Origin of the sequence: Actinoplanes sp. NBRC 101535, from assembly GCF_030269225.1 — a bacterium.
Lineage (GTDB): Bacteria > Actinomycetota > Actinomycetes > Mycobacteriales > Micromonosporaceae > Actinoplanes > Actinoplanes rectilineatus.
In genome coordinates, this window is sequence record NZ_BSSY01000002.1 from 180,446 (window position 1) to 204,065 (window position 23,620).

Below are 23,620 nucleotides of genomic sequence, written 5' to 3' on the forward strand. Positions count from 1 at the left end.
CGCCGGTGGAAGTAGGAGGCAGGGAGCGCCATGACCGGGTCTCGGGTACCGGCCAGTCGTTCCCAGGCCAAATCATGGTTGATCACGGGGCCACTGGCGGTCTTCGCACTCATCGGAATAATCGGACTCTGGGTCGCAGATCCGGAGTGGTATGACGCCTGGTTCGGTGGTGTCTGCGTCGCCATAGGCGCTTATATCGCGAACACGGCTGTTACGCAGATCTATATTCGGCGGCAGACGTATTTCATCGTCGTCACCGAGATTCCTCTCGTCCTGGCGCTGCACTTCCTGCCGTCGGTCACGGTCGTCCTGGCGATGACGTTCGCGGCTCTCGCGACGCATCTGCAGAACCGGCTGGAACCCACCAAACTGTGGTTCAACGTCGTGAAGACGGCGGCCGGTGCCACCATCGCGGTGCTCATCGTCGCCGTCTTCCCACGCACCGACGGCACCCATCCGAGTGCCTGGGTGGTGCTCTTCGTGGCCGCCATGGCCAGTGCCGTCACCTCGCACATGGCGGTGGCCGCCGTCTTCCGGGTGGTGCAGGGCTCACGGGCCGGCCAAGAGGTCCTGAGGTCCAGCGTCCCGGCGTTCATCATCGCCGCGATCAACATCGTCATCGGCCTGGTCTTCCTGGTCACGCTCGAGGCGACGCCGTGGGCCGCGATTCTGCTGATCATCCTGATCACCGCCCTGGTGCTGGCCTTCCGGTCGGTCGCCGGGTTCTTCCGCCAGCACCGGACCCTGGCCGAGGTCTACGAGCTCACCCTGGCGGTCCGCGACCAGGCCGCCGACGGTGGCCTTCCGGACGTGCTGCTGGGGCGGGTACGGGCCCTGATGCGGGCCGAGTTCTCCACGCTCTACCTCTCCGCGCAGGGGCGTTACCCCGAGGTCCTGCTGACCGCCCGGGTCGACGACGAGGCCGGTCTGCTCGACATCGCACCCACCCCCGCCGAGATCCGTGAGCGCGCCGTCACGGCCCGCTCCGCGGTCGCCGTGGGCAGCCAGTTCGAGGAGACCACCGATCTGCGGGGCACGCTGCGGCGGGCCGGCCTGCGTGACGTCGTGGTCGTGCCGCTGCGCTCCGGGCAGACGGTGATCGGCACCCTGGAGGTGGTGAACCGCCTCGGGCCGTACGCGACGCTGCGCGACACCGACGTGCAGATCCTGGAGACCATCGCGGCACACGCGGCGGTCGCGGTGGAGAACTCGCGGCTGGTCGACCGGCTGCGCCACGACGCGTACCACGATCGGCTGACCGCCCTGCCGAACCGCCGCCGGATTCTCGACGCGCTCGCCGAGTCCGTCACCGTCCAGGTGGAGAACGAGGTCGTCGCCGTCCTGCTGTTCGACGTCGACGGCCAGCGCGACGTCAACGAGTCGATGGGTCACGCCGCCGGTGACAAGCTGCTGGCCGAGGTCGCCGAACGTCTGCGGGCGATCGCCGGCCCGGGTGCCCTGGTCGGCCGGATCGGCGGCGATGAGTTCGTGGTGACCCTGCGGGCGGAGAGCCTGGAGGCGACCATCGCGCTCGCCACCCAGATGCGGGAGAGCCTGCGCGGCCCGATGACGGTCGGCTCGCTCACCCTGGACGTGGACACCGCCGTGGGGCTCGCCGTCTACCCCGACCACGGGTCGGACCCGGAGAGCCTGGTGCAGCGGGCCGAGCTGGCCGCCAACTCCGCCAAGGCCCTGCCGTACGGCGTGCAGCCCTTCCACCCGGCCCTGGAGTCGCGGGTGGTCCGCCGGCTCGGCATCGCGGCGGATCTGCGGCGCGCGCTCGACAACGACCAGCTGGAGGTCTGGTTCCAGCCCAAGGTGACGCTCGCCGACCGGCACGTGGTCGGGGTGGAGTGCCTGGCCCGCTGGGTGCATCCGGCGCACGGCGAGGTGGCGGCCGAGGACTTCGTGGCGGTCGCCGAGCACACCGGGCAGCTGGCCCGCCTGACCGAGGTGGTGCTCACCGCCGGCCTGCGCCGCTGCCGGGACTGGGCGGCGGCGGATCGCCCGCTCTCCATCTCGGTCAACCTGTCCGCCCGGACCCTGCTCGACTCCCGGTTCCCGGATCTGGTGGGGGAGCTGCTGGAGGAGCACCGGGTGGAGCCGGGGCAGCTGACGTTCGAGATCTCCGAGCCGGGCATGCTCAGCGACATCGAGCGGGTGCTGCCCAGCCTCTACCGGCTGCGCGACCTCGGGGTGCGGCTGAGTGTGGACGACTTCGGGACGGGTGCCTCCTCCCTGGCGTACCTGCGGCAGTGGCCGGTGCACGAGGTGAAGATCGACGACAACTTCGTGCAGGGCATGGCGACCGACACCGGTGATCTCGCGATCGTGCGGGCCGTGGTGGGCCTGTCCCGCGAGTTCGGTCTCGCCGTGGTGGCCGAGGGTGTGGAGAGCGAACTGACCCTGGAGCTGCTCGAGGAGATGGGCTGCGAGATCGGTCAGGGTTACCTCTTCAGCCGTCCTCTGCCGTACGAGCGGCTGGAGGCTTGGCTCAGCGCTCAGACGGAGCTGGAATCCACCCCCACCGGCGAGATCAGGCGGCTCCGGGCGGTCATCTGACTCGCCTTCTGAGCAGGCGTTTCGCCGAGAGGGGGGTACTGATTTCACCCCGGCCGCGAGGCCGTGTAATGTTACTCCTGCAGCGAGCGAGTGATCGCAAGCGGCAAGCCCCCTTAGCTCAGTCGGCAGAGCGTCTCCATGGTAAGGAGAAGGTCTACGGTTCGATTCCGTAAGGGGGCTCTACCGGGTTTCGTTCCCGCCCTGCCCGGCGCTGGACTATAAGCCCGGCTCGGCGGTGTAGCTCAGATGGCAGAGCAAGCGGCTCATAATCGCTGTGTCGCCGGTTCAAGTCCGGCCACCGCTACTTTTCTGTGGACCCCACCCGGGGACCCCACTTTGCAGAACGGCAGACCAAGCGTCTACGCTGGCTTGCTGTCAGTTAGAACCCGTTAGCAGGAAGGCACCCCGCCGTGGCCAAGGCGACCGACGTCCGTCCGAAGATCACCCTGGCGTGCACGGAGTGCAAGGACCGGAACTACATCACCAAGAAGAACCGGCGCAACGACCCGGACCGTCTTGAGTTCAAGAAGTTCTGCCCGCGTGACGGCAAGCACACCCTGCACCGCGAGACGCGCTGATCCATCGCAACACCCCGATCTTTCACTCTGCGCCGTCCGGATTCTTCCGGGCGGCGCAGAGTATTTTGTGGGGCATGCCCCTGGACCAGTCATTCGTCGGCCGCATCTGGCCGCCCACCGCGCCCTATCTCGTGGGCCGGGAGAAGATCCGCGAGTTCGCCCGGGCGATCGGTGCCACCGACGCGGAGTACCACGATCCTGAGGCAGCCCGCGCGATCGGTTACACGGACGTGGTCGCCCCGCCGACCTTCCCGATCGCCATCACCATGTCGGCCAGCCGGCAGGTCGTCGACGACCCCGCTCTGGGCCTGGACTACAGCCGGGTGGTGCACGGCGACCAGAAGTTCGCCTACACCCGCCCGATCGTGGCCGGTGACGCCCTGGTGTGCGTCAACAGCGTCGACGAGATCAGCAGCCGCGGCGGCCACCAGTTCATCACCACCCGGACCGAGGTGACCACCGAGGCCGGCGAGCCCGTCGTCACGGTCTGGTCCAAGCTCGTCCAGCGCGCCGAGGAGTCCTGATGACCGACGAGAGCCTCGAGCCGCAGACCTTCCGGGTGACCCGGGCGGACCTGGTCCGCTACGCGGGCGCCTCGGGAGACTTCAACCCGATCCACTGGAGCGAGCGGATCGCCACGGGTGTGGGCCTGCCCGGCGTCATCGCCCACGGCATGTTCACGATGGCTCTGGTGGGCCGCGCGGTCACTTTCTGGGCCGGCGCCCCGGACGCGGTCGTCGAGTTCAACGTGCGGTTCAGCCGCCCGGTCCCGGTGCCCGACACCGACGAGGGCACCGAGGTCGTGGTGTCGGCGAAGGTGAAGGAGGTCACCGCGGAGGGACACACCAGGTTGAGCCTCACTGCGACCTGCAACGGCGACAAGGTACTCTCATTGGCGCAGGCGCTTGTCAGGAAGAGGTAAGCCCCGGGTGGGACAACCCGGGTTGGGATAACGCCCGGCTTACCCGTACACTGATGCGCCGTGGGGCACTGAATCCTAGCGATGACGGTCCCGCATAGGGGTGTAGCTCAATTGGCAGAGCAGCGGTCTCCAAAACCGCAGGCTGCAGGTTCAAGTCCTGTCACCCCTGCGCAACCCTCCTAGACGTGCCCGCCCGGTGCGCGGTTCGCACAAATTCCGCGTCCGGTCGAGCGCTGACAGGAAAGTTCTCCACCGACGACGGAAGTAGGGCGAAGTGGCCGAGAAGGACCGGCCCGGTGACGACGTCCCGGGCGACGACGAGGTGCTCGCCAACGCCGCCGACGGTGGTGACGTTCCGGACGACGCCGACTCTTCGGTCACCAGCGGTGGTGGGACTGCGGTCGCCGAGCGTTCTGCCGACGACGCGGAGGGCTCCAAGAAGAAGCCGCGTAGGCGTGGTCCTCTCAGCCGAATCGGTGGTTTCTTCCGTGAGGTCGTCAGCGAACTCCGTAAGGTCATCTGGCCGACGCGGCGCGAGCTCCTGACCTACACCGGTGTGGTGATCGTCTTCGTCGTGGTCATGACGGCCATCGTGGCGGGCCTGGACTACGGGTTCGGCAAGGCCATCCTCTGGGCGCTCGGCTAGTCCGGGCGAGCCCTGAACCGACGAGACGTTATCTGGAAGTGAGCGAACGTGCCTGAGTACGACGACGAGACCGTGCAGTCTGCTGACGAGCAGTCGTCGCCGGACACCGACGAGTCGGTCGAGGTGGCCGACGATTCGACGGCCGAGGCCCAGGCGCCCGAGGCTGACGAGGACTACGACCCCGTCAAGGAGCTGCGGCAGAAGCTGCGCTACGCGCCCGGCGACTGGTACGTGGTGCACTCCTACGCCGGTTACGAGAACAAGGTCAAGACCAACCTCGAGACCCGGATCACGAGCCTCGACATGGAGGATTTCATCTTCCAGGTCGAGGTCCCGACCCGCGAAGAGGTCGAGGTCAAGAACGGCAAGCGCAACCAGGTGCAGGCCAAGGTCTTCCCGGGTTACATCCTCGTCCGGATGGACCTGAGCCCGGAGTCCTACTCCTGTGTCCGCAACACGCCCGGTGTGACCGGCTTCGTCGGCGCCACCGACCGGGTGGACCGTCCGGCCCCGCTCTCGCTCGACGAGGTGCTGAAGTGGCTGGCCCCGGCCGTGCAGGCCGAGGAGAAGAAGGCGAAGCCCGAGATCAAGGTGCTGGACTTCGAGGTGGGTGACTCGGTCACCGTCACCGACGGCGCGTTCGCTTCGCTGCCGGCCTCGATCAGCGAGATCAACGCGGACCAGCAGAAGCTCAAGGTCCTGGTCTCGATCTTCGGCCGCGAGACGCCGGTCGAGCTGAACTTCAACCAGGTCACCAAGATCTGATTTGCGAACTGAATACGGCCCGGTGAGGATCTCCTCCCGGGCCGCCAGTCTGATCGCCGGATCCCCGGCGATGTCAGTGGGAGGGGCCGCGTCAAGCCGGTCCCGCCAGCAACCACAGGAGTAAGTCACATGGCACAGCGCAGCAAGGCCTACCGTCAGGCCGCCGAGAAGATCGACGCCACCAAGCTCTACGAGCCGGCTGAGGCGATCAAGCTCGCGAAGGAGACGAACCCGACCAAGTTCGACGCCACCGTCGAGGTCGCGATGCGTCTGGGCGTCGACCCGCGTAAGGCCGACCAGATGGTCCGCGGCACCGTCAACCTGCCGCACGGCACCGGTAAGACCGCCCGCGTCATCGTGTTCGCCCAGGGTGCGAAGGCTGAGGAGGCCGTCGCGGCCGGCGCCGACGAGGTCGGCACCGACGAGCTCGTCGCCCGGATCCAGGGTGGCTGGCTGGACTTCGACGCCGCGATCGCGACGCCGGACCAGATGGCCAAGATCGGCCGGATCGCCCGGATCCTCGGCCCGCGTGGCCTCATGCCGAACCCGAAGACCGGCACCGTGACCATGGACGTCACGAAGGCCATCAACGAGATCAAGGGCGGCAAGATCACCTTCCGGGTGGACAAGCACTCCAACCTGCACCTGATCATCGGCAAGGCGTCCTTCTCGCCCGAGCAGCTGGTGGACAACTACGCCGCCGTGCTCGAGGAGATCCTGCGGGCGAAGCCGTCCGCAGCCAAGGGCAAGTACCTCAAGAAGGTCACCGTCGCCACCACGATGGGCCCCGGCGTGCAGGTCGACCCGAACGCGCAGAAGAACCTGCGCAGCGACAGCGAGGCCTGAGCGCCTCACGCACCATGAGACGAGCCTCCGGGGGACACCCCGGGGGCTTTTTTCATGGCAGGCTACCGGCCGTGCGTTTCGAGGGAATCTGGTTCCGCTATGCCCGCCGCGCCGACTGGACGCTGCGCGGAGTCGAGGCGACCGTCGAGCCCGGCCGGACGGTCGTGGTGCTCGGCCACAACGGCGCCGGCAAGTCCACGCTGCTGCAGCTGGCCGTCGGTGTCCTGCACCCGGGCCGGGGCGTGATCCGGGATCGTCCGCGGGTGGTCGGCTGGGTGCCCGAGCGTTTTCCGGCAGCCCAGCCGTTCACCACGGTCGACTATCTGCGGTCGATGTCCGCGGTCCGGGGTCTTCCGGTGACCGCCGCCGACCCGTGGATCGAGCGGCTGGGGCTCGGTGAGCACGTGGACACCCCGCTCGCCGACCTCTCCAAGGGCACCGCGCAGAAGGTCGGTCTGGCGCAGGCTCTGCTCGCCCCGCCGGGTCTGCTGGTCCTGGACGAGCCCTGGGAGGGCCTGGACGCCGCTTCCCGCACGCTCGTGCCACAGATCGTCGCCGAGGTGACCGGGGCCGGGGGAGTGGTCCTGGTGAGTGATCACCGCGGTGAGGTCGCCGGCCTGCCCGGCGCGATCCACTGGACGGTCCGGGACGGTGAACTGCACCGGGACGCCACGGACGATCCCGGCGGGGGAGAGGACGACGTGGTGGTGGAGGTCGCCGTCGCCCGGCGCGAGGCCGACGAGGCGGTGGTCCGGCTGCGTGCCTCCGGTCACCGCGTTCTGGGGGTACGCGAGAAGCACACGCCCGTGGAGGACCGATGATCGCGCTCACCCGGATGCGGGTCACCGGTTTCGTGAGGTCCGGCCGTGCGCTGCCGCCCCTGATCGCGGTACTGGCGGTGCTGTCCCTCCTCTACGGGGGCGGCGCCTCGTCCGCCTCCTCGGCGTACGGGTATTCGGCCGTGATGCTCTTCCCGATCCTGGCCTGGCTGGTGAAGCTGGTCCTGGACACCGAGCCCGACGTCCAGCGCCGGCTGGCCCGGTTGACGGTCGGCCCGGTCCGGGAGGCCACCGCCGGTCTGCTGGCCGCGGCCCTGCTCGCCGGCGGGGTCTGTCTGCTCGCGATGGTGGCGCCGTGGCCGTTCCGGGGCATCCGCGGGCCGCTGGCGGGTTCCACCGAGCCGCCGGTCCTCACCGGGGTGCTGCTCGGCGTGCTGGCGCACCTGCTGGCCCTGCTCGGAGCGCTGGCGCTCGGGGCGCTGGCCGCCCGGGTGGTGACCCGCCGGGTGCTGCCCGGCGTGGTGGTGCTGGTCACCGGTTCGGTGCTGGCGATCGTGTTGGGTCTGCGCGGATCGGTCGTCCCGTGGCTGGTCCCGCCGGTGATGTCCACCGCCCGTGCACTGGGCGCGGAGTCCGCACCGGACGCCGGGACCCTGGCCGGCCTGGTCGTCCACACGCTCCTGTGGTGTGCGGTGGCCTTCGCGATCTACGGCCGCCTGCGTCGTGGACGGTCCTGATCAGGCGGGCTGGGCCTCAGTGTGCGGGGCTGGCGAACTACCTGGGTGCGCCGCGGGACGACCCCGATTTGGTGTGGGCGGCCGGTGCGCGTACCCTCATGTCTTGAAGTTCCACCCATAGACCGCTGGTCGCCGCAGCAGCCGTCATCACGACGGAGGCCGCGGCCGAAGGTTCCGCAAGAGCGGGCGACCTGCGCAGGGCGAACGGTTCGTGATTGTGCGGCCACCTCGCGTGTGCCATCTGTCGCCCCGTGCCCCTGCGCCGGGGCGTTTTGCTTTGTGCGGACCCTCTCGACCAGTGGCTGTAGCACTGAGAGAGGAGGGACATGGCGGACAAGCCGGTCCGGGCCGACAAGGCTTCGGCTGTTGACGAGCTTACGCAGAGCTTCCGTGGCTCCGCGGCCACCGTGTTGACCGAATACCGCGGTCTCACCGTGAAGGAGCTCACCGAGCTTCGTCGCTCGCTGGGCAGCGAGGCCAAGTACCAGGTCGCCAAGAACACGCTCGCGAAGCGTGCGGCGACCGACGCTGGCATCGAGGGCCTCGACGCGCTGTTCACCGGTCCTACCGCGCTCGCCTTCGTGAACGGCGATGTGGTCGAGGCGGCCAAGGGCCTTCGTGCCTTCGCCAAGGCCCACCCCGTTCTCGTCATCAAGGGCGGCGTCTTCGAGGGCAAGGCTCTCACGGCTGACGATGTCAACAAGCTTGCTGACCTCGAGTCCCGTGAGGTGCTGCTGGCCAAGCTGGCCGGCGCCATGAAGGCCAACCTGAGCAAGGCTGCCGCTACGTTCCAGGCGCCGCTGTCGCAGGCAGTGCGCACCGTGGACGCTCTGCGGGCCGAGCGCGAGAAGGACGGTTCCGCGGAGGCCTGAGCCCTCGCGTGACCTGTTAAACGTTCAAAGTAAGCACTTAGGAAAGGTTGCCGACATGGCGAAGCTCAGCACCGACGAGCTGCTCGACGCGTTCAAGGAAATGACCCTCATCGAGCTCTCCGAGTTCGTGAAGCAGTTCGAGGACGTCTTCGACGTCAAGGCTGCCGCTCCGGTTGCCATCGCGGCCGCCGGTGGCGCTGCTGCTCCGGCCGAGGCCGAGGCGGAGAAGGACTCCTTCGACGTTGTTCTCGAGAGCGACGGCGGCAAGAAGATCCAGGTCATCAAGGTCGTGCGTGAGCTGACCGGCCTGGGCCTCAAGGAGGCCAAGGACACCGTCGAGAGCGCGCCGAAGGCGATCCTCGAGGGCGTCAACAAGGAGAAGGCCGAGGCCGCCAAGGCCAAGCTCGAGGGCGAAGGCGCCAAGGTCACCCTCAAGTGATCTAACGCTCCACAGAGCTGTTCGTCGATGGCGGGGATCCGTAACGGGTCTCCGCCATCGTCGTTGTCATCAGTGTCTCCGCAGGTCAGCAATCGCTGAAACGGCCGCCACTCGAACGGGCGGCAAAGGCTGTCAAAGCACGCGTTTCATGCGTTAAGGTCCCTTTGGTGCGGCGGGTGGACAACCGCGGGGGTCCGACCCGCGTCTCAGCCCTTGACTGAGTGTCGGCGGGCAGGCACGCTGACATCAGCAAGTTTCCGCGCTTGCGACAGCCAGGCTGTGGGTAATCGGGCTTCCACCGATCCCGTGGCCGGCACCCGAGGAGAGTTGCCGCGTTTCTTGAGCGGCCCCGCCATCGGCGTTGACCATGGATGCGCAGGTCAGCGTGGCGGGGACACGTTCCGCAGGCCTTCTTCGGATGTGGGCTGGACAGCGGTTAGCCGAGCGGCTACACTGCTAGTTTGCGCTGCCTTCTGTCTTGATGCCTGTCGGGATATCCATGTGGATAATTTCCGGGGGCTCATTGGAGTGCACGCAGACCAGTTGCATCAGCAACTCAGCCGCATAGCAGCACCGGTCCTCGGAAGGACGCATCTTGGCAGCTTCCCGCCCTGCGAAGACCAGCCGTACGTCGAGCGCTTACGCACCCCGCCGGGTCTCTTTCGGCCGGATCACCGAGCAGCTAGAGGTCCCCAACCTCCTCGCCCTCCAGACGGACTCCTTCGACTGGCTGGTCGGCAACGAGGCTTGGCAGGCCCGGACGACGGACGACCCGCACGCCCACTCGGGCCTCGCAGAGATCCTCGAAGAGATCAGTCCCATTGAGGACTTCTCCGGCACCATGTCGCTGTCCTTCTCGGCTCCCCGATTCGACGAGGTCAAGGCCTCTATCGAGGAGTGCAAGGAGAAGGACCTGACCTACTGTGCCCCGCTGTTCGTGACCGCGGAGTTCACCAACAACACCACTGGCGAGATCAAGAGCCAGACCGTGTTCATGGGTGACTTCCCGATGATGACCCCCAAGGGGACGTTCGTCATCAACGGCACCGAGCGGGTCGTGGTGAGTCAGCTCGTCCGTTCGCCGGGCGTGTACTTCACCAAGGAGCCGGACAAGACCTCCGACCGCGACCTCACCAGCGTCAAGGTCATCCCGAGCCGGGGTGCCTGGCTGGAGTTCGACATCGACAAGCGCGACACGGTGGGTGTCCGCATCGACCGCAAGCGCCGGCAGGCCGTCACCGTCCTGCTCAAGGCCGTCGGTTGGTCGGCGGACCGCATCCGTGAGCGGTTCGGGTGGTCCGAGCTGCTCATGACGACGCTGGAGAAGGACCACATCGCCGGGCAGGACGAGGCTCTGCTCGACATCTACCGCAAGCTGCGTCCCGGCGAGCCCCCGACCCGGGAGAACGCGCAGACCCTGCTCGACAACCTCTTCTTCAACCCGAAGCGGTATGACGTCGCCAAGGTCGGCCGGTACAAGTTCAACAAGAAGCTCGAGATCGACGTCCCGATCGTCCGGGGCACCCTCTCCGAGGAAGACATCGTCAAGACCGTGGACTACCTCTGCCGGCTGCACGCCGGTGAGGAAGGCTACGAGGCCGACGACATCGACCACTTCGGCAACCGGCGTCTGCGCACGGTCGGCGAGCTCATCCAGAACCAGGTTCGCGTCGGCCTCTCCCGCATGGAGCGCGTCGTCCGCGAGCGTATGACCACGCAGGACGTCGAGGCGATCACGCCGCAGACCCTGATCAACATCCGCCCCGTGGTGGCTGCGATCAAGGAGTTCTTCGGTACGTCGCAGCTGTCGCAGTTCATGGACCAGACCAACCCGCTCGCGGGTCTGACCCACCGTCGCCGTCTGTCGGCGCTCGGCCCGGGTGGTCTGTCCCGTGAGCGGGCCGGCTTCGAGGTCCGTGACGTGCACCCGTCCCACTACGGCCGGATGTGCCCGATCGAGACCCCCGAGGGACCGAACATCGGTCTGATCGGCGCGCTCTCCACGTTCGCGCGGGTCAACCCGTTCGGTTTCATCGAGACGCCGTACCGCAAGGTCGAGGCCGGTGTCGTCACCGACGAGGTGCACTACCTCACGGCCGACGAGGAAGACCGCTTCATCAAGGCGCAGGCGAACGCCGTGCTGTCCAGCGACAACACCTTCGCGCAGGACCGCGTTCTGGTCCGTCGTAAGGGTGGTGAGGTCGACTACGTGCCCGGCACGGAGGTCGACTACATGGACGTGTCGCCGCGGCAGATGACCTCGGTCGCCACCGCGATGATCCCGTTCCTCGAGCACGACGACGCCAACCGCGCCCTCATGGGTGCGAACATGCAGCGCCAGGCGGTGCCGCTGGTCAAGGCCGAGTCCCCGCTCGTCGGCACCGGTATGGAGTACCGCGCTGCTGTCGACGCCGGTGACGTGGTCGTCGCCGAGGTCGGTGGCGTGGTCGAGGACCTGTGCGCCGACTACGTGACGGTGCACCAGGACGACGGCCACCGCCGGACCTACCTGCTGCACAAGTTCCGTCGCAGCAACGCCGGCTCCTGCGTCAACCAGAAGCCCGTCGTCTTCGAAGGCGACCGGGTCGAGGCCGGCCAGGTCATCGCCGACGGTCCCTGCACCGACGAGGGCGAGATGGCCCTCGGGCGCAACCTGCTCGTCGCGTTCATGTGCTGGGAAGGCCACAACTACGAGGACGCGATCATCCTGTCGCAGCGCCTCGTGCAGCAGGACGTCCTCACCTCGATCCACATCGAGGAGCACGAGGTCGACGCCCGCGACACCAAGCTGGGCCCGGAAGAGATCACCCGCGACATCCCGAACGTCAGCGAGGAGATGCTCGCCGACCTCGACGAGCGCGGCATCATCCGGATCGGCGCCGAGGTCGTGCCGGGCGACATCCTGGTCGGCAAGGTCACGCCCAAGGGCGAGACCGAGCTGACCCCGGAGGAGCGGCTGCTGCGCGCGATCTTCGGTGAGAAGGCCCGGGAGGTCCGGGACACCTCGCTGAAGGTTCCGCACGGCGAGACCGGCACCGTCATCGGTGTCCGTACGTTCTCCCGCGAGGACGGCGACGAGCTTCCCCCTGGCGTCAACGAGCTGGTCCGCGTCTACGTGGCCCAGAAGCGGAAGATCCAGGACGGTGACAAGCTCGCCGGCCGGCACGGCAACAAGGGCGTCATCTCCAAGATCCTGCCGGTCGAGGACATGCCGTTCCTGGAGGACGGCACCCCGGTCGACATCGTGCTCAACCCGCTGGGTGTGCCCTCGCGTATGAACATCGGCCAGGTTCTGGAGACCCACCTCGGGTGGATCGCCAAGACCGGTTGGTCGATCGAGGGCGAGGACGAGGAGTGGAAGCGTCAGCTCCGCGCCATCGAGGCTCATGAGTCCCCCGCTGACAGCAACGTCGCGACCCCGGTCTTCGACGGTGCCCAGGAGGAGGAGATCAAGGGTCTGCTCGAGTCGACGCTGGTGAACCGGGACGGCAAGCGCCTGGTCAACGGCGACGGCAAGGCGCAGCTGTTCGACGGTCGCTCCGGTGAGCCGCTGCCGGACCCGATCTCGGTCGGCTACGTCTACATCCTCAAGCTGAACCACCTGGTCGACGACAAGATCCACGCTCGGTCGACCGGCCCCTACTCCATGATCACGCAGCAGCCGCTGGGTGGTAAGGCGCAGTTCGGTGGCCAGCGGTTCGGCGAGATGGAGTGCTGGGCCATGCAGGCCTACGGGGCTGCTTACGCCCTGCAGGAACTGCTCACCATCAAGTCCGACGACGTCCTGGGCCGAGTGAAGGTCTACGAGGCCATCGTCAAGGGCGAGAACATCCCGGAGCCGGGAATCCCGGAGTCGTTCAAGGTGCTTCTCAAGGAGCTCCAGTCGCTGTGCCTGAACGTCGAGGTGCTCTCCAGCGACGGTGTTGCCCTGGAGATGCGTGAGACCGACGACGAGGTCTTCCGGGCCGCGGAGGAACTCGGCATCGACCTGTCGCGCCGCCCGAACGAGGGCGTCAGCAGCGTCGAAGAGATCTGACGGAAGCGGCCCCGGGACTTCGCGAGGAGCCCGGGGCCGCACCCGCCGGCCTTGAATTCACCCGAGCAACGAAACACGAGGGATAGTCCAAGTGCTCGACGTCAACTTCTTCGACGAGTTGCGCATCGGCCTTGCTACCGCTGACGACATCCGGCAGTGGTCGCACGGCGAGGTCAAGAAGCCCGAGACGATCAACTACCGCACCCTCAAGCCCGAGAAGGACGGACTCTTCTGCGAGAAGATCTTCGGTCCGCAGCGGGACTGGGAGTGCTACTGCGGTAAGTACAAGCGCGTCCGCTTCAAGGGCATCATCTGTGAGCGGTGCGGCGTCGAAGTGACCCGCTCGAAGGTCCGGCGTGAGCGCATGGGCCACATCGAGCTGGCCGCGTCGGTCACGCACATCTGGTACTTCAAGGGCGTTCCGAGCCGGCTGGGTTACCTGCTGGACCTCGCGCCCAAGGACCTCGAGAAGATCATTTACTTCGCCTCGTACGTGATCACGAGCGTTGACGCCGAGGCGCGTCACCGCGACATGTCCACGATCGAGAACGAGATCTTCGCCGAGAAGCGCCAGTCCGAGAACGGCCGCGACTCCGAGATCGAGAAGCGGGCCGCCAAGCTGGAGCAGGACCTGGCCGAACTCGAGGCCGAGGGTGCCAAGGCCGACGTGCGCCGCAAGGTCAAGGAAGCCGGCGAGCGCGAGATGCGCCAGATCCGGGACAAGGCCCAGCGCGAGATCGACCGGCTCGACGAGGTGCTCGACACCTTCCGCAAGCTGGACTCCAAGCAGCTGGTCACCGACGAGCTGCTCTACCGCGAGCTGCGCGACCGCTTCGGTGAGTACTTCACCGGTGGCATGGGCGCCGAGGCCATCAAGGCCCTGCTGCAGAACATGGACCTGGACGCCGAGGCGGACAACCTTCGGGAGATCATCCGCAGCGGCAAGGGCCAGCGGAAGATCCGGGCGCTCAAGCGGCTGAAGGTCGTCGCGGCGTTCCTGAACACCCGCAACTCGCCGCTCGGCATGGTCCTGGACTGCGTTCCGGTCATCCCGCCGGACCTGCGCCCGATGGTGCAGCTCGACGGTGGCCGCTTCGCGACGTCCGACCTGAACGACCTGTACCGCCGGGTCATCAACCGGAACAACCGCCTCAAGCGTCTCATCGACCTCGGTGCTCCCGAGATCATCGTGAACAACGAGAAGCGGATGCTGCAGGAGGCCGTCGACGCGCTGTTCGACAACGGCCGCCGCGGCCGGCCGGTGACCGGTCCGGGTAACCGCCCGCTGAAGTCGCTGTCCGACATGCTCAAGGGCAAGCAGGGCCGGTTCCGTCAGAACCTGCTCGGCAAGCGCGTGGACTACTCCGGTCGTTCCGTCATCGTCGTCGGCCCCCGGCTCAAGCTGCACCAGTGCGGCCTGCCGAAGCAGATGGCGCTGGAGCTGTTCAAGCCGTTCGTGATGAAGCGCCTGGTGGACCTCAACCACGCGCAGAACATCAAGTCGGCCAAGCGGATGGTCGAGCGTCAGCGCCCGGTCGTGTGGGACGTCCTCGAAGAGGTCATCTCCGAGCACCCGGTTCTGCTGAACCGTGCACCGACCCTGCACCGCCTCGGCATCCAGGCCTTCGAGCCCCAGCTGGTCGAGGGCAAGGCCATCCAGATCCACCCGCTCGTGTGTACGGCGTTCAACGCCGACTTCGACGGTGACCAGATGGCGGTCCACGTGCCGCTGTCGGCCGAGGCGCAGGCCGAGGCCCGGATCCTTATGCTGTCGTCGAACAACATCCTCAAGCCGGCCGACGGCAAGCCGGTCACCATGCCTACCCAGGACATGGTCATCGGTCTGTACTACCTGACCCACCTCACGGCCGGTGCCAAGGGTGAGGGACGGGTGTTCAGCTCGGACGCCGAGGCTCGGATGGCCTTCGACAACGGTGAGCTGCACCTGCAGGCGAAGGTCAAGATCCGCCTGCGGGACGTCATCGGTGTCGACAACGGCGCCAAGAGCGAGAAGTGGGACGCTCCGGAGGAGTGGACCGAGGGCGAGCCGCTGCTCGTCGAGACCACCCTCGGCCGGGTGATCTTCAACGAGACGCTGCCCCCGGGCTACCGCTTCGTGAACTACGAGATCCGCAAGGGTCAGCTGTCGGCGATCGTCAACGACCTCGCCGAGCGCTTCCCCAAGGTCGCGCTGGCCGCGACCCTGGACGCGCTCAAGGAGGCCGGCTTCCACTGGGCCACCTGGTCCGGTGTGACGATCGGTATGGGCGACGTCATCGGTCCCCCGCGCAAGCCGGAGATCCTGGCCCGCTACCAGGTCGAGGCCGACCGCATCGACAAGCAGTACCAGCGTGGTCTGATGACCGCCGAGGAACGTCGCGGCGAGCTCATCGAGATCTGGACCAAGGCGACGAACGAGATCTCCAAGGAGATGGAGACCGCGCTGCCGCAGGAGAACCCGCTCTGGGTCATGATCAACTCCGGCGCTCGCGGTAACCTCCTCCAGCTCCGGCAGATCGCCGCGATCCGTGGTCTGGTGGCCAACCCCAAGGGTGAGATCATCCCGCGGCCGATCACCTCGTCGTACCGCGAGGGTCTGACCGTGCTGGAGTACTTCATCTCCACGCACGGTGCCCGTAAGGGCCTGGCGGACACCGCACTGCGTACCGCCGACTCGGGTTACCTGACCCGTCGTCTGGTGGACGTCTCGCAGGACGTCATCATCCGCGAGGAGGACTGCGGCACCGAGCGCGCGATCCCGATGCAGGTCGGCGAGCGCGAGGCGGACGGCACCCTGGTCGTGCACGTGCACGCCGAGACCGGTGTGCACGCCCGGACCCTGGCCGACAACATCGACGACGCCGCGGGCAACCGTGTGGTGTCGCGTGGTGACGACCTCAACTCGATCCTGGTCGACAAGCTGGTCGCCGCGGGTGTCGAGAACGTCCGGGTGCGCAGCGTCCTGACCTGTGAGTCGAAGCTCGGCGTGTGTGCGGCCTGCTACGGCCGTTCGCTGCCGACCGGCAAGTCGGTCGACATCGGTGAGGCGGTCGGCATCATCGCCGCCCAGTCCATCGGTGAGCCCGGCACGCAGCTGACCATGCGTACCTTCCACACCGGTGGTGTCGCGGGTGAGGACATCACCCAGGGTCTGCCGCGTGTCCAGGAGATCTTCGAGGCCCGCGTGCCGAAGGGTAAGGCGCCCATCGCCGACACCCCCGGTCGCATCCGCATCGAGGACGGCGAGCGCTCTCGCAAGATCATCGTGATCCCGGACGACGGCAGCGAGGAGATCGTCTACGACAAGATCTCCAAGCGCGTGAAGCTCCGGGCCCACGACGGCGACCACGTCGCGGTCGGCGAGAAGCTCACCGAGGGCACCATCGACCCGCACGAGCTGCTGCGCATCATGGGTCCGCGCGCGGTCCAGGTCCACCTGACCAGTGAGGTCCAGGAGGTCTACCGCTCGCAGGGTGTGCTGATCCACGACAAGCACATCGAGATCATCATCCGCCAGATGCTCAAGCGGGTGACGGTCATCGACTCGGGTGCCGCGGAGTTCCTCCCCGGGATCCTGGTCGACCGGGCGCTCTTCGAGTCCGAGAACCGCCGGATCGTCGGCGAGGGCGGTGAGCCCGCCGCCGGTCGCCCGGTCCTGATGGGTATCACCAAGGCCTCGCTGGCGACCGACTCGTGGCTCTCGGCGGCCTCCTTCCAGGAGACCACCCGGGTGCTCACCGACGCTGCGATCAACTCGCGCAGCGACTCGCTGGTGGGCCTCAAGGAGAACGTCATCATCGGTAAGCTCATCCCGGCCGGTACCGGTATCTCCAAGTACCGCAACATCCGGGTGGAGCCGACCGAGGAGGCCAAGGCGAAGGTGTACTCGATGACCGGGTACCCGGAGACCGACTACGGCTTCGGGCCGGCCAGCGGGCAGGCTGTGCCGCTGGACGACTTCGACTTCGGGTCGTACCGCTAAGGGTTTCTCTGCGAAGGGCGGTCGCGCGTTTGCGCGGCCGCCCTTCGGCGTTCCCGGGTTCCTAAGATGGGTGGGTGACCCTGCCCGTGATGCCCGTCGTGCCCACCCGCCATCCGAGGGACCCGGATCCGGTGCCCTCGACGAAAGCGCGGGCCGTCTTCGCCCTCGGTCTGGTGGGATTGCTGACCGGACCGTTCGTCGGTGGGGTGATCCCGGCCACCATCGCGCTGCTGCTGGCCCGGCAGGCGTCGCGGCAGGCCTATGCCGCCGGCGGCTTCCTGACCGGTGGTGTGTGGTTGCGAGTGGGCCGGCGTCTGGCCTGGGCCGGCATCATTCTGGCGCTGACCGCGTTGGTGATCGCCTCGATCGCGGGGCTGCTGCATCTGGCCACCGTGCCCGGGGGACAGGACTTCGCACCCGGCACCGACTGACCCGAGGGCGGACCGGGTGGGCTGCGCCGCGGCTCGTACGGGTGACATGCTTTCGATATGACGCAGCACCCGGGAACCGCCTATCCACCGCAGCAGCCGGGTTCGCCGCCGTACTACGGACCTCCCCAGCAGTACGCTCCCGCGCCCCCTCCGCCGCCCTCGGCGGGCTGGGAGCTCGAGCGGGTGGACCCGGTGGCCGGGACCGGGTTCGGGCTGGCCCAGCTGCGTGTCGTGCCGATCACGTCGGGTCTGGCGACCGGCTCGTTGATCGCCGGCATCGCCTCGATCCTGGTGTCGTTCCTGGTGGCCTGTTTCGGTCTGGCCGGCGCCTCCGAGGGCTGGGGCGGGTGGGTGGCCGGAGCGTTCACGCTGTTGGCCGTGCTGGCCTGTGCCGGGGCGGTGGCGGCCGGCGCGATCGCGTTGCGGCAGATCCGCCGCTCCGGTGGTCCGGGCCGGGTGCGCTTCACCGGACGGGCCCTCGCTCTCTCCGGGATCTGGTGCGCAGCGATCGGCGGAGGAATAGCCTTGCTCGCGTTGACGCTGTCCCTGCTGATGCAGTTGGCGTGAGCCGAACCGGGGTGTCGGCGCCGGATCCGGCACCGCGGCGTTGTCACGAAGGGGCACCCGGTACACTGGTATACGGAGATGTCCATCGTGGGAGCCTGAAGTCATTTTGACCTGGGTGCCTGGGGTGGGTACTCTTTCCCCTCGTGCCCGGGCTCGCCCGGGCAACTCGTGCGTGCGCCCGAATCGGAAGCTACGGCGGGTTAAGCACCACGACGGGCAGGGTTCATCACGAATGCCTGCCCCGACAAAGACAAGACCCGGTGCGCGTGAGGTTTTCGCGCGTGGCGGGACCGTGAGCCGGACGACACGCCCGACCGCGGGTGTCGGAGGTTCCTCGTCGAGGAGCCCCTGGCACACAGAGGCAGAAATACACGGTGCGGCCGTACAACAGGAAGCGGCCGAAGGGAGCGGAGAAACCCGGTGCCCACGATCCAGCAGCTGGTCCGCAAGGGCCGCCAGGCGAAGACGAGCAAGACGAAGACGCCGGCGCTGAAGGGAAGCCCTCAGCGGCGCGGCGTGTGCACTCGTGTGTACACCACTACCCCCAAGAAGCCGAACTCGGCACTGCGCAAGGTGGCTCGCGTAAAGCTGAGCAGCCAGATCGAGGTCACGGCTTACATCCCGGGCGTCGGCCACAACCTCCAGGAGCACTCGATCGTGCTCGTGCGTGGCGGTCGTGTGAAGGACCTCCCGGGTGTCCGCTACAAGATCGTCCGCGGTTCGCTGGACACCCAGGGTGTCCGCAACCGCAAGCAGGCCCGCAGCCGTTACGGCGCGAAGAAGGAGAAGAGCTGATATGCCGCGTAAGGGACCCGCTCCGCGCCACCCTGTGGTCGCAGACCCGGTGTACAACTCCCCGCTGGTGACTCAGCTGGTCAACAAGATCCTGGTCGCCGGCAAGCGTCAGCTCGCCGAGCGCATCGTGTACGGCGCCCTCGAGGGTGCGCGCGAGAAGAGTGGCACCGACCCGGTGGTCATCCTCAAGCGCGCGATGGACAACGTCAAGCCGACCCTCGAGGTCCGCAGCCGCCGTGTCGGTGGCGCGACCTACCAGGTTCCGGTTGAGGTCCGCACCCCGCGTCAGACCACTCTCGGTCTGCGCTGGCTGGTCCAGTACTCCAAGGCCCGCCGCGAGAAGACCATGATCGAGCGCCTCCAGAACGAGCTGCTCGACGCCAGCAACGGTCTCGGCGCCGCTGTCAAGCGTCGCGAGGACACCCACAAGATGGCGGAGTCCAACAAGGCCTTCGCGCACTACCGCTGGTAAGACCCTGCTGAGGCCCGGCACACCGCCGGGCCGTGGCAGTCGTACCGGTCCACGAGACGACGACGAAGAAAAGTAGGGATGGAAGTGGCCGCCGCAGACGCGCTCGCCAAGGTTCGCAACATCGGCATCATGGCGCACATCGACGCTGGTAAGACCACGACGACTGAGCGCATCCTGTTCTACACCGGCATCACGTACAAGATCGGTGAGGTCCACGAGGGCGCTGCCGTCATGGACTGGATGGAGCAGGAGCAGGAACGCGGAATCACCATCACCTCCGCCGCCACCAAGTGCGAGTGGAAGGGTCACACGATCCAGATCATCGACACGCCCGGCCACGTCGACTTCACGGTCGAGGTCGAGCGGTCGCTGCGTGTGCTCGACGGTGCTGTCGCGGTGTATGACGGTGTTGCCGGCGTCGAGCCGCAGACCGAGAACGTGTGGCGTCAGGCGGACAAGTACGACGTCCCCCGGATGTGCTTCGTCAACAAGCTCGACCGGACCGGTGCCGACTTCTTCCGCTGCGTGCAGATGATGATCGACCGGCTCAACGCCACCCCGCTCGTCCTGCAGATCCCGATCGGGCTCGAGAGCGACCACATCGGTGTCGTCGACCTGATCGAGATGCGTGCCCTCACCTGGCGTGGTGAGACCCAGAAGGGTGAGGACTACGCGGTCGAGGAGATCCCCGCGGATCTCGCCGAGCAGGCCGCCGAGTGGCGCGAGAAGCTGCTCGAGACCCTGGCCGACGTCGACGACGCGGTGATGGAGAAGTACCTCGAGGGCGAGGAGCTGTCGGTCGAGGAGATCCGGGCCGCCATCCGGCGCGCCACGATCGCCAGCAAGGCCAACCCGGTGCTCTGCGGCTCGGCGTTCAAGAACAAGGGTGTGCAGCCGATGCTGGACGCCGTTGTCGAGTTCCTGCCGTCGCCGCTGGACATCCCGGCCATCGAGGGCACCGCGACGGACGGCGAGACGCCGCTGCTGCGCAAGCCGTCGAACGACGAGCCCTTCTCGGCGCTGGCCTTCAAGATCCAGACCGACAAGCACCTCGGCAAGCTGACGTACGTCCGGGTCTACTCCGGCACGCTCGAGACCGGTACCCAGGTGGTCAACTCCACCAAGGACCGCAAGGAGCGGATCGGCAAGATCTACCAGATGCACGCGAACAAGCGTGAGGAGCGCGCCACCGCGCAGGCCGGCGACATCATCGCCGTCCAGGGTCTGAAGCAGACCACCACCGGTGACACGCTCTGCGACCCGGCGAAGCCGGTCATCCTCGAGTCGATGACCTTCCCGGAGCCGGTCATCCAGGTCGCCATCGAGCCGAAGACCAAGTCCGACCAGGAGAAGCTGGGCACCGCGATCCAGCGCCTCGCCGAGGAGGACCCGACCTTCCGGGTCTTCAACGACGAGGAGACCGGTCAGACCATCATCGCCGGCATGGGCGAGCTCCACCTCGACATCCTCGTCGACCGCATGCGTCGCGAGTTCAACGTCGAGGCGAACATCGGCAAGCCGCAGGTGGCGTACCGCGAGACGATCCGCGGCACCGTGGAGAAGCACACGTACGTCCACAAGAAGCAGACCGGTGGCTCGGGCCAGTACGCGAAGGTCGTCGTCAACGTGGAGCCGCTGCCGCTCGACGCCGACGGCCCCACGTACGAGTTCGTGAACGCGGTGACCGGTGGCCGTATCCCCAAGGAGTTCATCCCCTCGGTGGACGCGGGTGCGCAGGACTCCCTGCAGTACGGCGTCCTCGCCGGCTACCCGCTGGTCGGCGTGAAGTTCACGCTGGTCGACGGTCAGTACCACGAGGTCGACTCCTCCGAGATGGCCTTCAAGGTCGCCGGCTCCATGGCGATGAAGGAAGTGGCCCGCAAGGCCGACCCGGCTCTCCTCGAGCCGATGATGGCCGTTGAGGTCACCACCCCTGAGGACAACATGGGTGACGTCATCGGCGACCTCAACTCCCGGCGTGGCATGATCCAGTCGATGGAGGAGCGCCACGGCGCCCGCGTCGTCAAGGCTCTGGTGCCCCTCTCGGAGATGTTCGGCTACGTCGGCGACCTGCGGTCGAAGACTGCCGGCCGGGCTAGCTACAGCATGCTGTTCGACTCCTACGCCGAGGTTCCCGCGAACGTGGCGAAGGAGATCATCGCTAAAGCAACAGGTGCCTGACATCTGTGCTTGACCGATGAGGCACGTGCGGCCTGTCGAGGGCCGCACGTGCACTAGCAGTCGACAGAGTCCTGAGCGCCTTATCCGGCGTGCCGGGCGAAAAGTAATGATCAGTCCACAGGAGGACACCAGTGGCGAAGGCGAAGTTCGAGCGGACTAAGCCGCACGTCAACATCGGCACCATTGGTCACATCGACCACGGTAAGACGACGCTGACTGCGGCCATCACGAAGGTCCTGCACGACGAGTACCCGGACCTGAACCCCTACACGCCGTTCGACGAGATCGACAAGGCGCCGGAGGAGAAGGCCCGCGGTATCACGATCTCGATCGCGCACGTCGAGTACCAGACCGCGACGCGTCACTACGCGCACGTGGACTGCCCCGGCCACGCCGACTACATCAAGAACATGATCACCGGTGCCGCGCAGATGGACGGCGCGATCCTGGTGGTTGCCGCGACCGACGGCCCGATGCCGCAGACCAAGGAGCACGTGCTCCTGGCCCGCCAGGTCGGCGTTCCGTACATCGTCGTCGCCCTGAACAAGAGCGACATGGTCGAGGACGAGGAGCTCCTGGAGCTCGTCGAGCTCGAGGTCCGCGAGCTGCTCAGCACCTACGAGTTCCCGGGCGACGACCTTCCGGTCGTCCGCGTCTCGGCGCTCAAGGCGCTCGAGGGCGACCCCGAGTGGACCGGCAAGCTCCTCGAGCTGATGAACGCGGTCGACACCGCGATCCCGCAGCCCGAGCGTGAGACCGAGAAGCCGTTCCTCATGCCGATCGAGGACGTCTTCACGATCACCGGTCGTGGCACCGTGGTGACCGGTCGCGCCGAGCGTGGCATCCTCAAGCCGAACGAGGAGGTCGAGATCGTGGGCATCCGCGAGAAGTCGACCAAGACCGTTTGCACCGGCATCGAGATGTTCCGCAAGCTGCTCGACGAGGCCCGCGCGGGTGAGAACGTCGGTCTGCTGCTCCGCGGCATCAAGCGCGAGGACGTCGAGCGCGGCATGGTCGTCGTGAAGCCCGGCACCAGCACCCCGCACACGGAGTTCGAGGGCCAGGTCTACATCCTCTCCAAGGAGGAGGGTGGCCGGCACACCCCGTTCTTCCAGAACTACCGGCCGCAGTTCTACTTCCGCACCACGGACGTCACCGGCGTCGTCACGCTGCCCGAGGGCACCGAGATGGTCATGCCCGGCGACTCCACCTCCATGTCCGTGAAGCTGATCCAGCCGATCGCCATGGAGCAGGGCCTGAAGTTCGCGATCCGTGAGGGTGGCCGCACCGTCGGCGCCGGAACGGTCACGAAGATCAACAAGTGATGTGAGGGTTGTTCGCGGTCGATTCGGCCGTCGGCAACCCCCATCGGTGACCCCGATTAGCATTGCCAGAGAACATCGGGCATACTAGTCAGGTTGCGTCCGCGCGGGGTGGGTAGCTGGCTCGTTCAGGTACCCACCCTCGCCGGGTGTCCGGGTGTGATCCATTTTTGCCGCCCGACATCCCTGATCCCCGCGATCAATCCGCTTCGGGAGACTGAAGCGGTGCTCAGAGTGCCCAGCATTCTGTGACAAGGCGCGACACGCCCGACCGCGGGGGTCGGACAACGCAGGATCAACGGTCCTGCGGGCTGCGGAGGCCACCCGCTTTCGCACGTAGCGGCATCGAGAGAAGGAAACAGAAGCCACCATGGCGGGACAGAAGATCCGCATCCGGCTCAAGGCCTATGACCACGAGGTCGTCGACTCCTCGGCGCGGAAGATCGTTGAGACGGTGACGCGTACGGGGGCGCAGGTCGCGGGCCCGGTGCCGCTGCCCACGGAGATCAACCGTTTCTGCGTGATCCGTTCGCCGCACAAGTACAAGGACTCGCGCGAGCACTTCGAGATGCGCACGCACAAGCGACTGATCGACATCATCGACCCGACTCCGAAGACGGTCGACTCGCTTATGCGCCTCGACCTTCCGGCTGGCGTCGACATCGAGATCAAGCTGTAGGGATCCAGA

General features: G+C 67.1%; 20 protein-coding genes and 3 tRNA genes. All 23 read left to right on the top strand.

Features of this window, described 5'->3' with window-relative positions:
• Window positions 1-30 precede the first annotated feature (30 nt).
• The 23 genes from QSK32_RS05785 (at window position 31) to rpsJ (ending at window position 23,611) form a co-directional block, all read left to right on the top strand.
• Complete coding sequence (locus QSK32_RS05785) at window positions 31-2,562, top strand: putative bifunctional diguanylate cyclase/phosphodiesterase (RefSeq protein ID WP_045745016.1); 2,532 nt, start codon at window positions 31-33, stop codon at window positions 2,560-2,562.
• Window positions 2,563-2,669: 107 nt separating this feature from the next.
• A tRNA-Thr gene (locus tag QSK32_RS05790) sits at window positions 2,670-2,742 on the top strand.
• A gap of 51 nt (window positions 2,743-2,793) precedes the next feature.
• A tRNA-Met gene (locus tag QSK32_RS05795) sits at window positions 2,794-2,866 on the top strand.
• Between the two features lie 106 nt (window positions 2,867-2,972).
• Window positions 2,973-3,140, top strand: a complete 168-nt coding sequence (gene rpmG / locus QSK32_RS05800; protein WP_045745017.1) for a 50S ribosomal protein L33 — start codon at window positions 2,973-2,975, stop codon at window positions 3,138-3,140.
• A gap of 74 nt (window positions 3,141-3,214) precedes the next feature.
• Window positions 3,215-3,664: a MaoC family dehydratase N-terminal domain-containing protein gene (locus QSK32_RS05805; protein ID WP_045745018.1), complete on the top strand. Its 450-nt coding sequence runs from the start codon at window positions 3,215-3,217 to the stop codon at window positions 3,662-3,664.
• The gene (locus QSK32_RS05810) at window positions 3,664-4,062 is read left to right on the top strand and encodes a MaoC family dehydratase (protein WP_045745019.1); all 399 of its coding nucleotides are present in this window, start codon (window positions 3,664-3,666) and stop codon (window positions 4,060-4,062) included. Before QSK32_RS05805 ends, QSK32_RS05810 begins: the two co-directional genes overlap by 1 nt.
• A 96-nt stretch (window positions 4,063-4,158) precedes the next feature.
• Window positions 4,159-4,231: transfer RNA gene (locus QSK32_RS05815), tRNA-Trp, on the top strand.
• Between the two features lie 105 nt (window positions 4,232-4,336).
• The gene (gene secE / locus QSK32_RS05820) at window positions 4,337-4,708 is read left to right on the top strand and encodes a preprotein translocase subunit SecE (protein WP_045745020.1); all 372 of its coding nucleotides are present in this window, start codon (window positions 4,337-4,339) and stop codon (window positions 4,706-4,708) included.
• A gap of 48 nt (window positions 4,709-4,756) precedes the next feature.
• Entirely contained in the window at window positions 4,757-5,473 is a 717-nt protein-coding gene (gene nusG, locus QSK32_RS05825) for a transcription termination/antitermination protein NusG (protein ID WP_045745021.1), read from the top strand.
• A 129-nt stretch (window positions 5,474-5,602) separates the two neighbouring features.
• Window positions 5,603-6,319, top strand: coding sequence for a 50S ribosomal protein L1 (gene rplA, locus QSK32_RS05830; RefSeq protein WP_045745022.1), 717 nt, complete (start codon window positions 5,603-5,605; stop codon window positions 6,317-6,319).
• A 71-nt stretch (window positions 6,320-6,390) separates the two neighbouring features.
• A complete protein-coding gene (locus tag QSK32_RS05835) occupies window positions 6,391-7,140 on the top strand; it encodes an ABC transporter ATP-binding protein (RefSeq protein WP_045745023.1) in 750 nt (249 codons plus the stop codon).
• Entirely contained in the window at window positions 7,137-7,835 is a 699-nt protein-coding gene (locus tag QSK32_RS05840) for a hypothetical protein (RefSeq protein WP_285471398.1), read from the top strand. The genes QSK32_RS05835 and QSK32_RS05840 overlap by 4 nt, the downstream gene beginning before the upstream one ends.
• 326 nt (window positions 7,836-8,161) lie before the next feature.
• Window positions 8,162-8,707, top strand: a complete 546-nt coding sequence (rplJ, locus tag QSK32_RS05845) for a 50S ribosomal protein L10 (protein ID WP_045745025.1) — start codon at window positions 8,162-8,164, stop codon at window positions 8,705-8,707.
• Between the two features lie 55 nt (window positions 8,708-8,762).
• Window positions 8,763-9,146 carry a 50S ribosomal protein L7/L12 gene (gene rplL / locus QSK32_RS05850; RefSeq protein ID WP_045745026.1) on the top strand — a complete coding sequence of 128 codons (384 nt, stop codon included), beginning with the start codon at window positions 8,763-8,765 and terminating at the stop codon, window positions 9,144-9,146.
• A gap of 595 nt (window positions 9,147-9,741) precedes the next feature.
• Window positions 9,742-13,182, top strand: coding sequence for a DNA-directed RNA polymerase subunit beta (gene rpoB, locus QSK32_RS05855; protein ID WP_045745027.1), 3,441 nt, complete (start codon window positions 9,742-9,744; stop codon window positions 13,180-13,182).
• A 91-nt stretch (window positions 13,183-13,273) separates the two neighbouring features.
• Window positions 13,274-17,164 carry a DNA-directed RNA polymerase subunit beta' gene (locus QSK32_RS05860; protein ID WP_045745028.1) on the top strand — a complete coding sequence of 1,297 codons (3,891 nt, stop codon included), beginning with the start codon at window positions 13,274-13,276 and terminating at the stop codon, window positions 17,162-17,164.
• A gap of 89 nt (window positions 17,165-17,253) precedes the next feature.
• On the top strand, window positions 17,254-17,595 hold the full coding sequence (locus QSK32_RS05865) for a hypothetical protein (RefSeq protein WP_045745070.1): 342 nt from the start codon (window positions 17,254-17,256) through the stop codon (window positions 17,593-17,595).
• Window positions 17,596-17,652: 57 nt separating this feature from the next.
• Window positions 17,653-18,162 carry a hypothetical protein gene (locus QSK32_RS05870; RefSeq protein WP_157411252.1) on the top strand — a complete coding sequence of 170 codons (510 nt, stop codon included), beginning with the start codon at window positions 17,653-17,655 and terminating at the stop codon, window positions 18,160-18,162.
• 420 nt (window positions 18,163-18,582) lie between these two features.
• Window positions 18,583-18,957: a 30S ribosomal protein S12 gene (gene rpsL / locus QSK32_RS05875; protein WP_014440718.1), complete on the top strand. Its 375-nt coding sequence runs from the start codon at window positions 18,583-18,585 to the stop codon at window positions 18,955-18,957.
• 1 nt (window position 18,958) lies between these two features.
• A complete protein-coding gene (gene rpsG / locus QSK32_RS05880) occupies window positions 18,959-19,429 on the top strand; it encodes a 30S ribosomal protein S7 (RefSeq protein ID WP_045745030.1) in 471 nt (156 codons plus the stop codon).
• Window positions 19,430-19,513: 84 nt separating this feature from the next.
• A complete protein-coding gene (gene fusA / locus QSK32_RS05885; RefSeq protein ID WP_045745071.1) occupies window positions 19,514-21,610 on the top strand; it encodes an elongation factor G in 2,097 nt (698 codons plus the stop codon).
• Window positions 21,611-21,741: 131 nt separating this feature from the next.
• Window positions 21,742-22,935, top strand: a complete 1,194-nt coding sequence (gene tuf, locus QSK32_RS05890; RefSeq protein ID WP_045745031.1) for an elongation factor Tu — start codon at window positions 21,742-21,744, stop codon at window positions 22,933-22,935.
• 367 nt (window positions 22,936-23,302) lie between these two features.
• Complete coding sequence (gene rpsJ / locus QSK32_RS05895; RefSeq protein ID WP_007073037.1) at window positions 23,303-23,611, top strand: 30S ribosomal protein S10; 309 nt, start codon at window positions 23,303-23,305, stop codon at window positions 23,609-23,611.
• Window positions 23,612-23,620 lie beyond the last annotated feature (9 nt).

Excerpts from the sequence above, each read along its gene's own strand:
- QSK32_RS05785 (WP_045745016.1), top strand. The coding sequence starts at position 31 with ATGACCGGGTCTCGGGTACCGGCCAGTCGTTCCCAGGCCAAATCATGG.
- QSK32_RS05805 (WP_045745018.1), top strand. The coding sequence starts at position 3,215 with ATGCCCCTGGACCAGTCATTCGTCGGCCGCATCTGGCCGCCCACCGCG.
- QSK32_RS05810 (WP_045745019.1), top strand. The coding sequence starts at position 3,664 with ATGACCGACGAGAGCCTCGAGCCGCAGACCTTCCGGGTGACCCGGGCG.
- rplA (WP_045745022.1), top strand. The coding sequence starts at position 5,603 with ATGGCACAGCGCAGCAAGGCCTACCGTCAGGCCGCCGAGAAGATCGAC.
- QSK32_RS05840 (WP_285471398.1), top strand. The coding sequence starts at position 7,137 with ATGATCGCGCTCACCCGGATGCGGGTCACCGGTTTCGTGAGGTCCGGC.
- rplJ (WP_045745025.1), top strand. The coding sequence starts at position 8,162 with ATGGCGGACAAGCCGGTCCGGGCCGACAAGGCTTCGGCTGTTGACGAG.
- rplL (WP_045745026.1), top strand. The coding sequence starts at position 8,763 with ATGGCGAAGCTCAGCACCGACGAGCTGCTCGACGCGTTCAAGGAAATG.
- QSK32_RS05865 (WP_045745070.1), top strand. The coding sequence starts at position 17,254 with ATGCCCGTCGTGCCCACCCGCCATCCGAGGGACCCGGATCCGGTGCCC.
- QSK32_RS05870 (WP_157411252.1), top strand. The coding sequence starts at position 17,653 with ATGACGCAGCACCCGGGAACCGCCTATCCACCGCAGCAGCCGGGTTCG.
- rpsG (WP_045745030.1), top strand. The coding sequence starts at position 18,959 with ATGCCGCGTAAGGGACCCGCTCCGCGCCACCCTGTGGTCGCAGACCCG.
- rpsJ (WP_007073037.1), top strand. The coding sequence starts at position 23,303 with ATGGCGGGACAGAAGATCCGCATCCGGCTCAAGGCCTATGACCACGAG.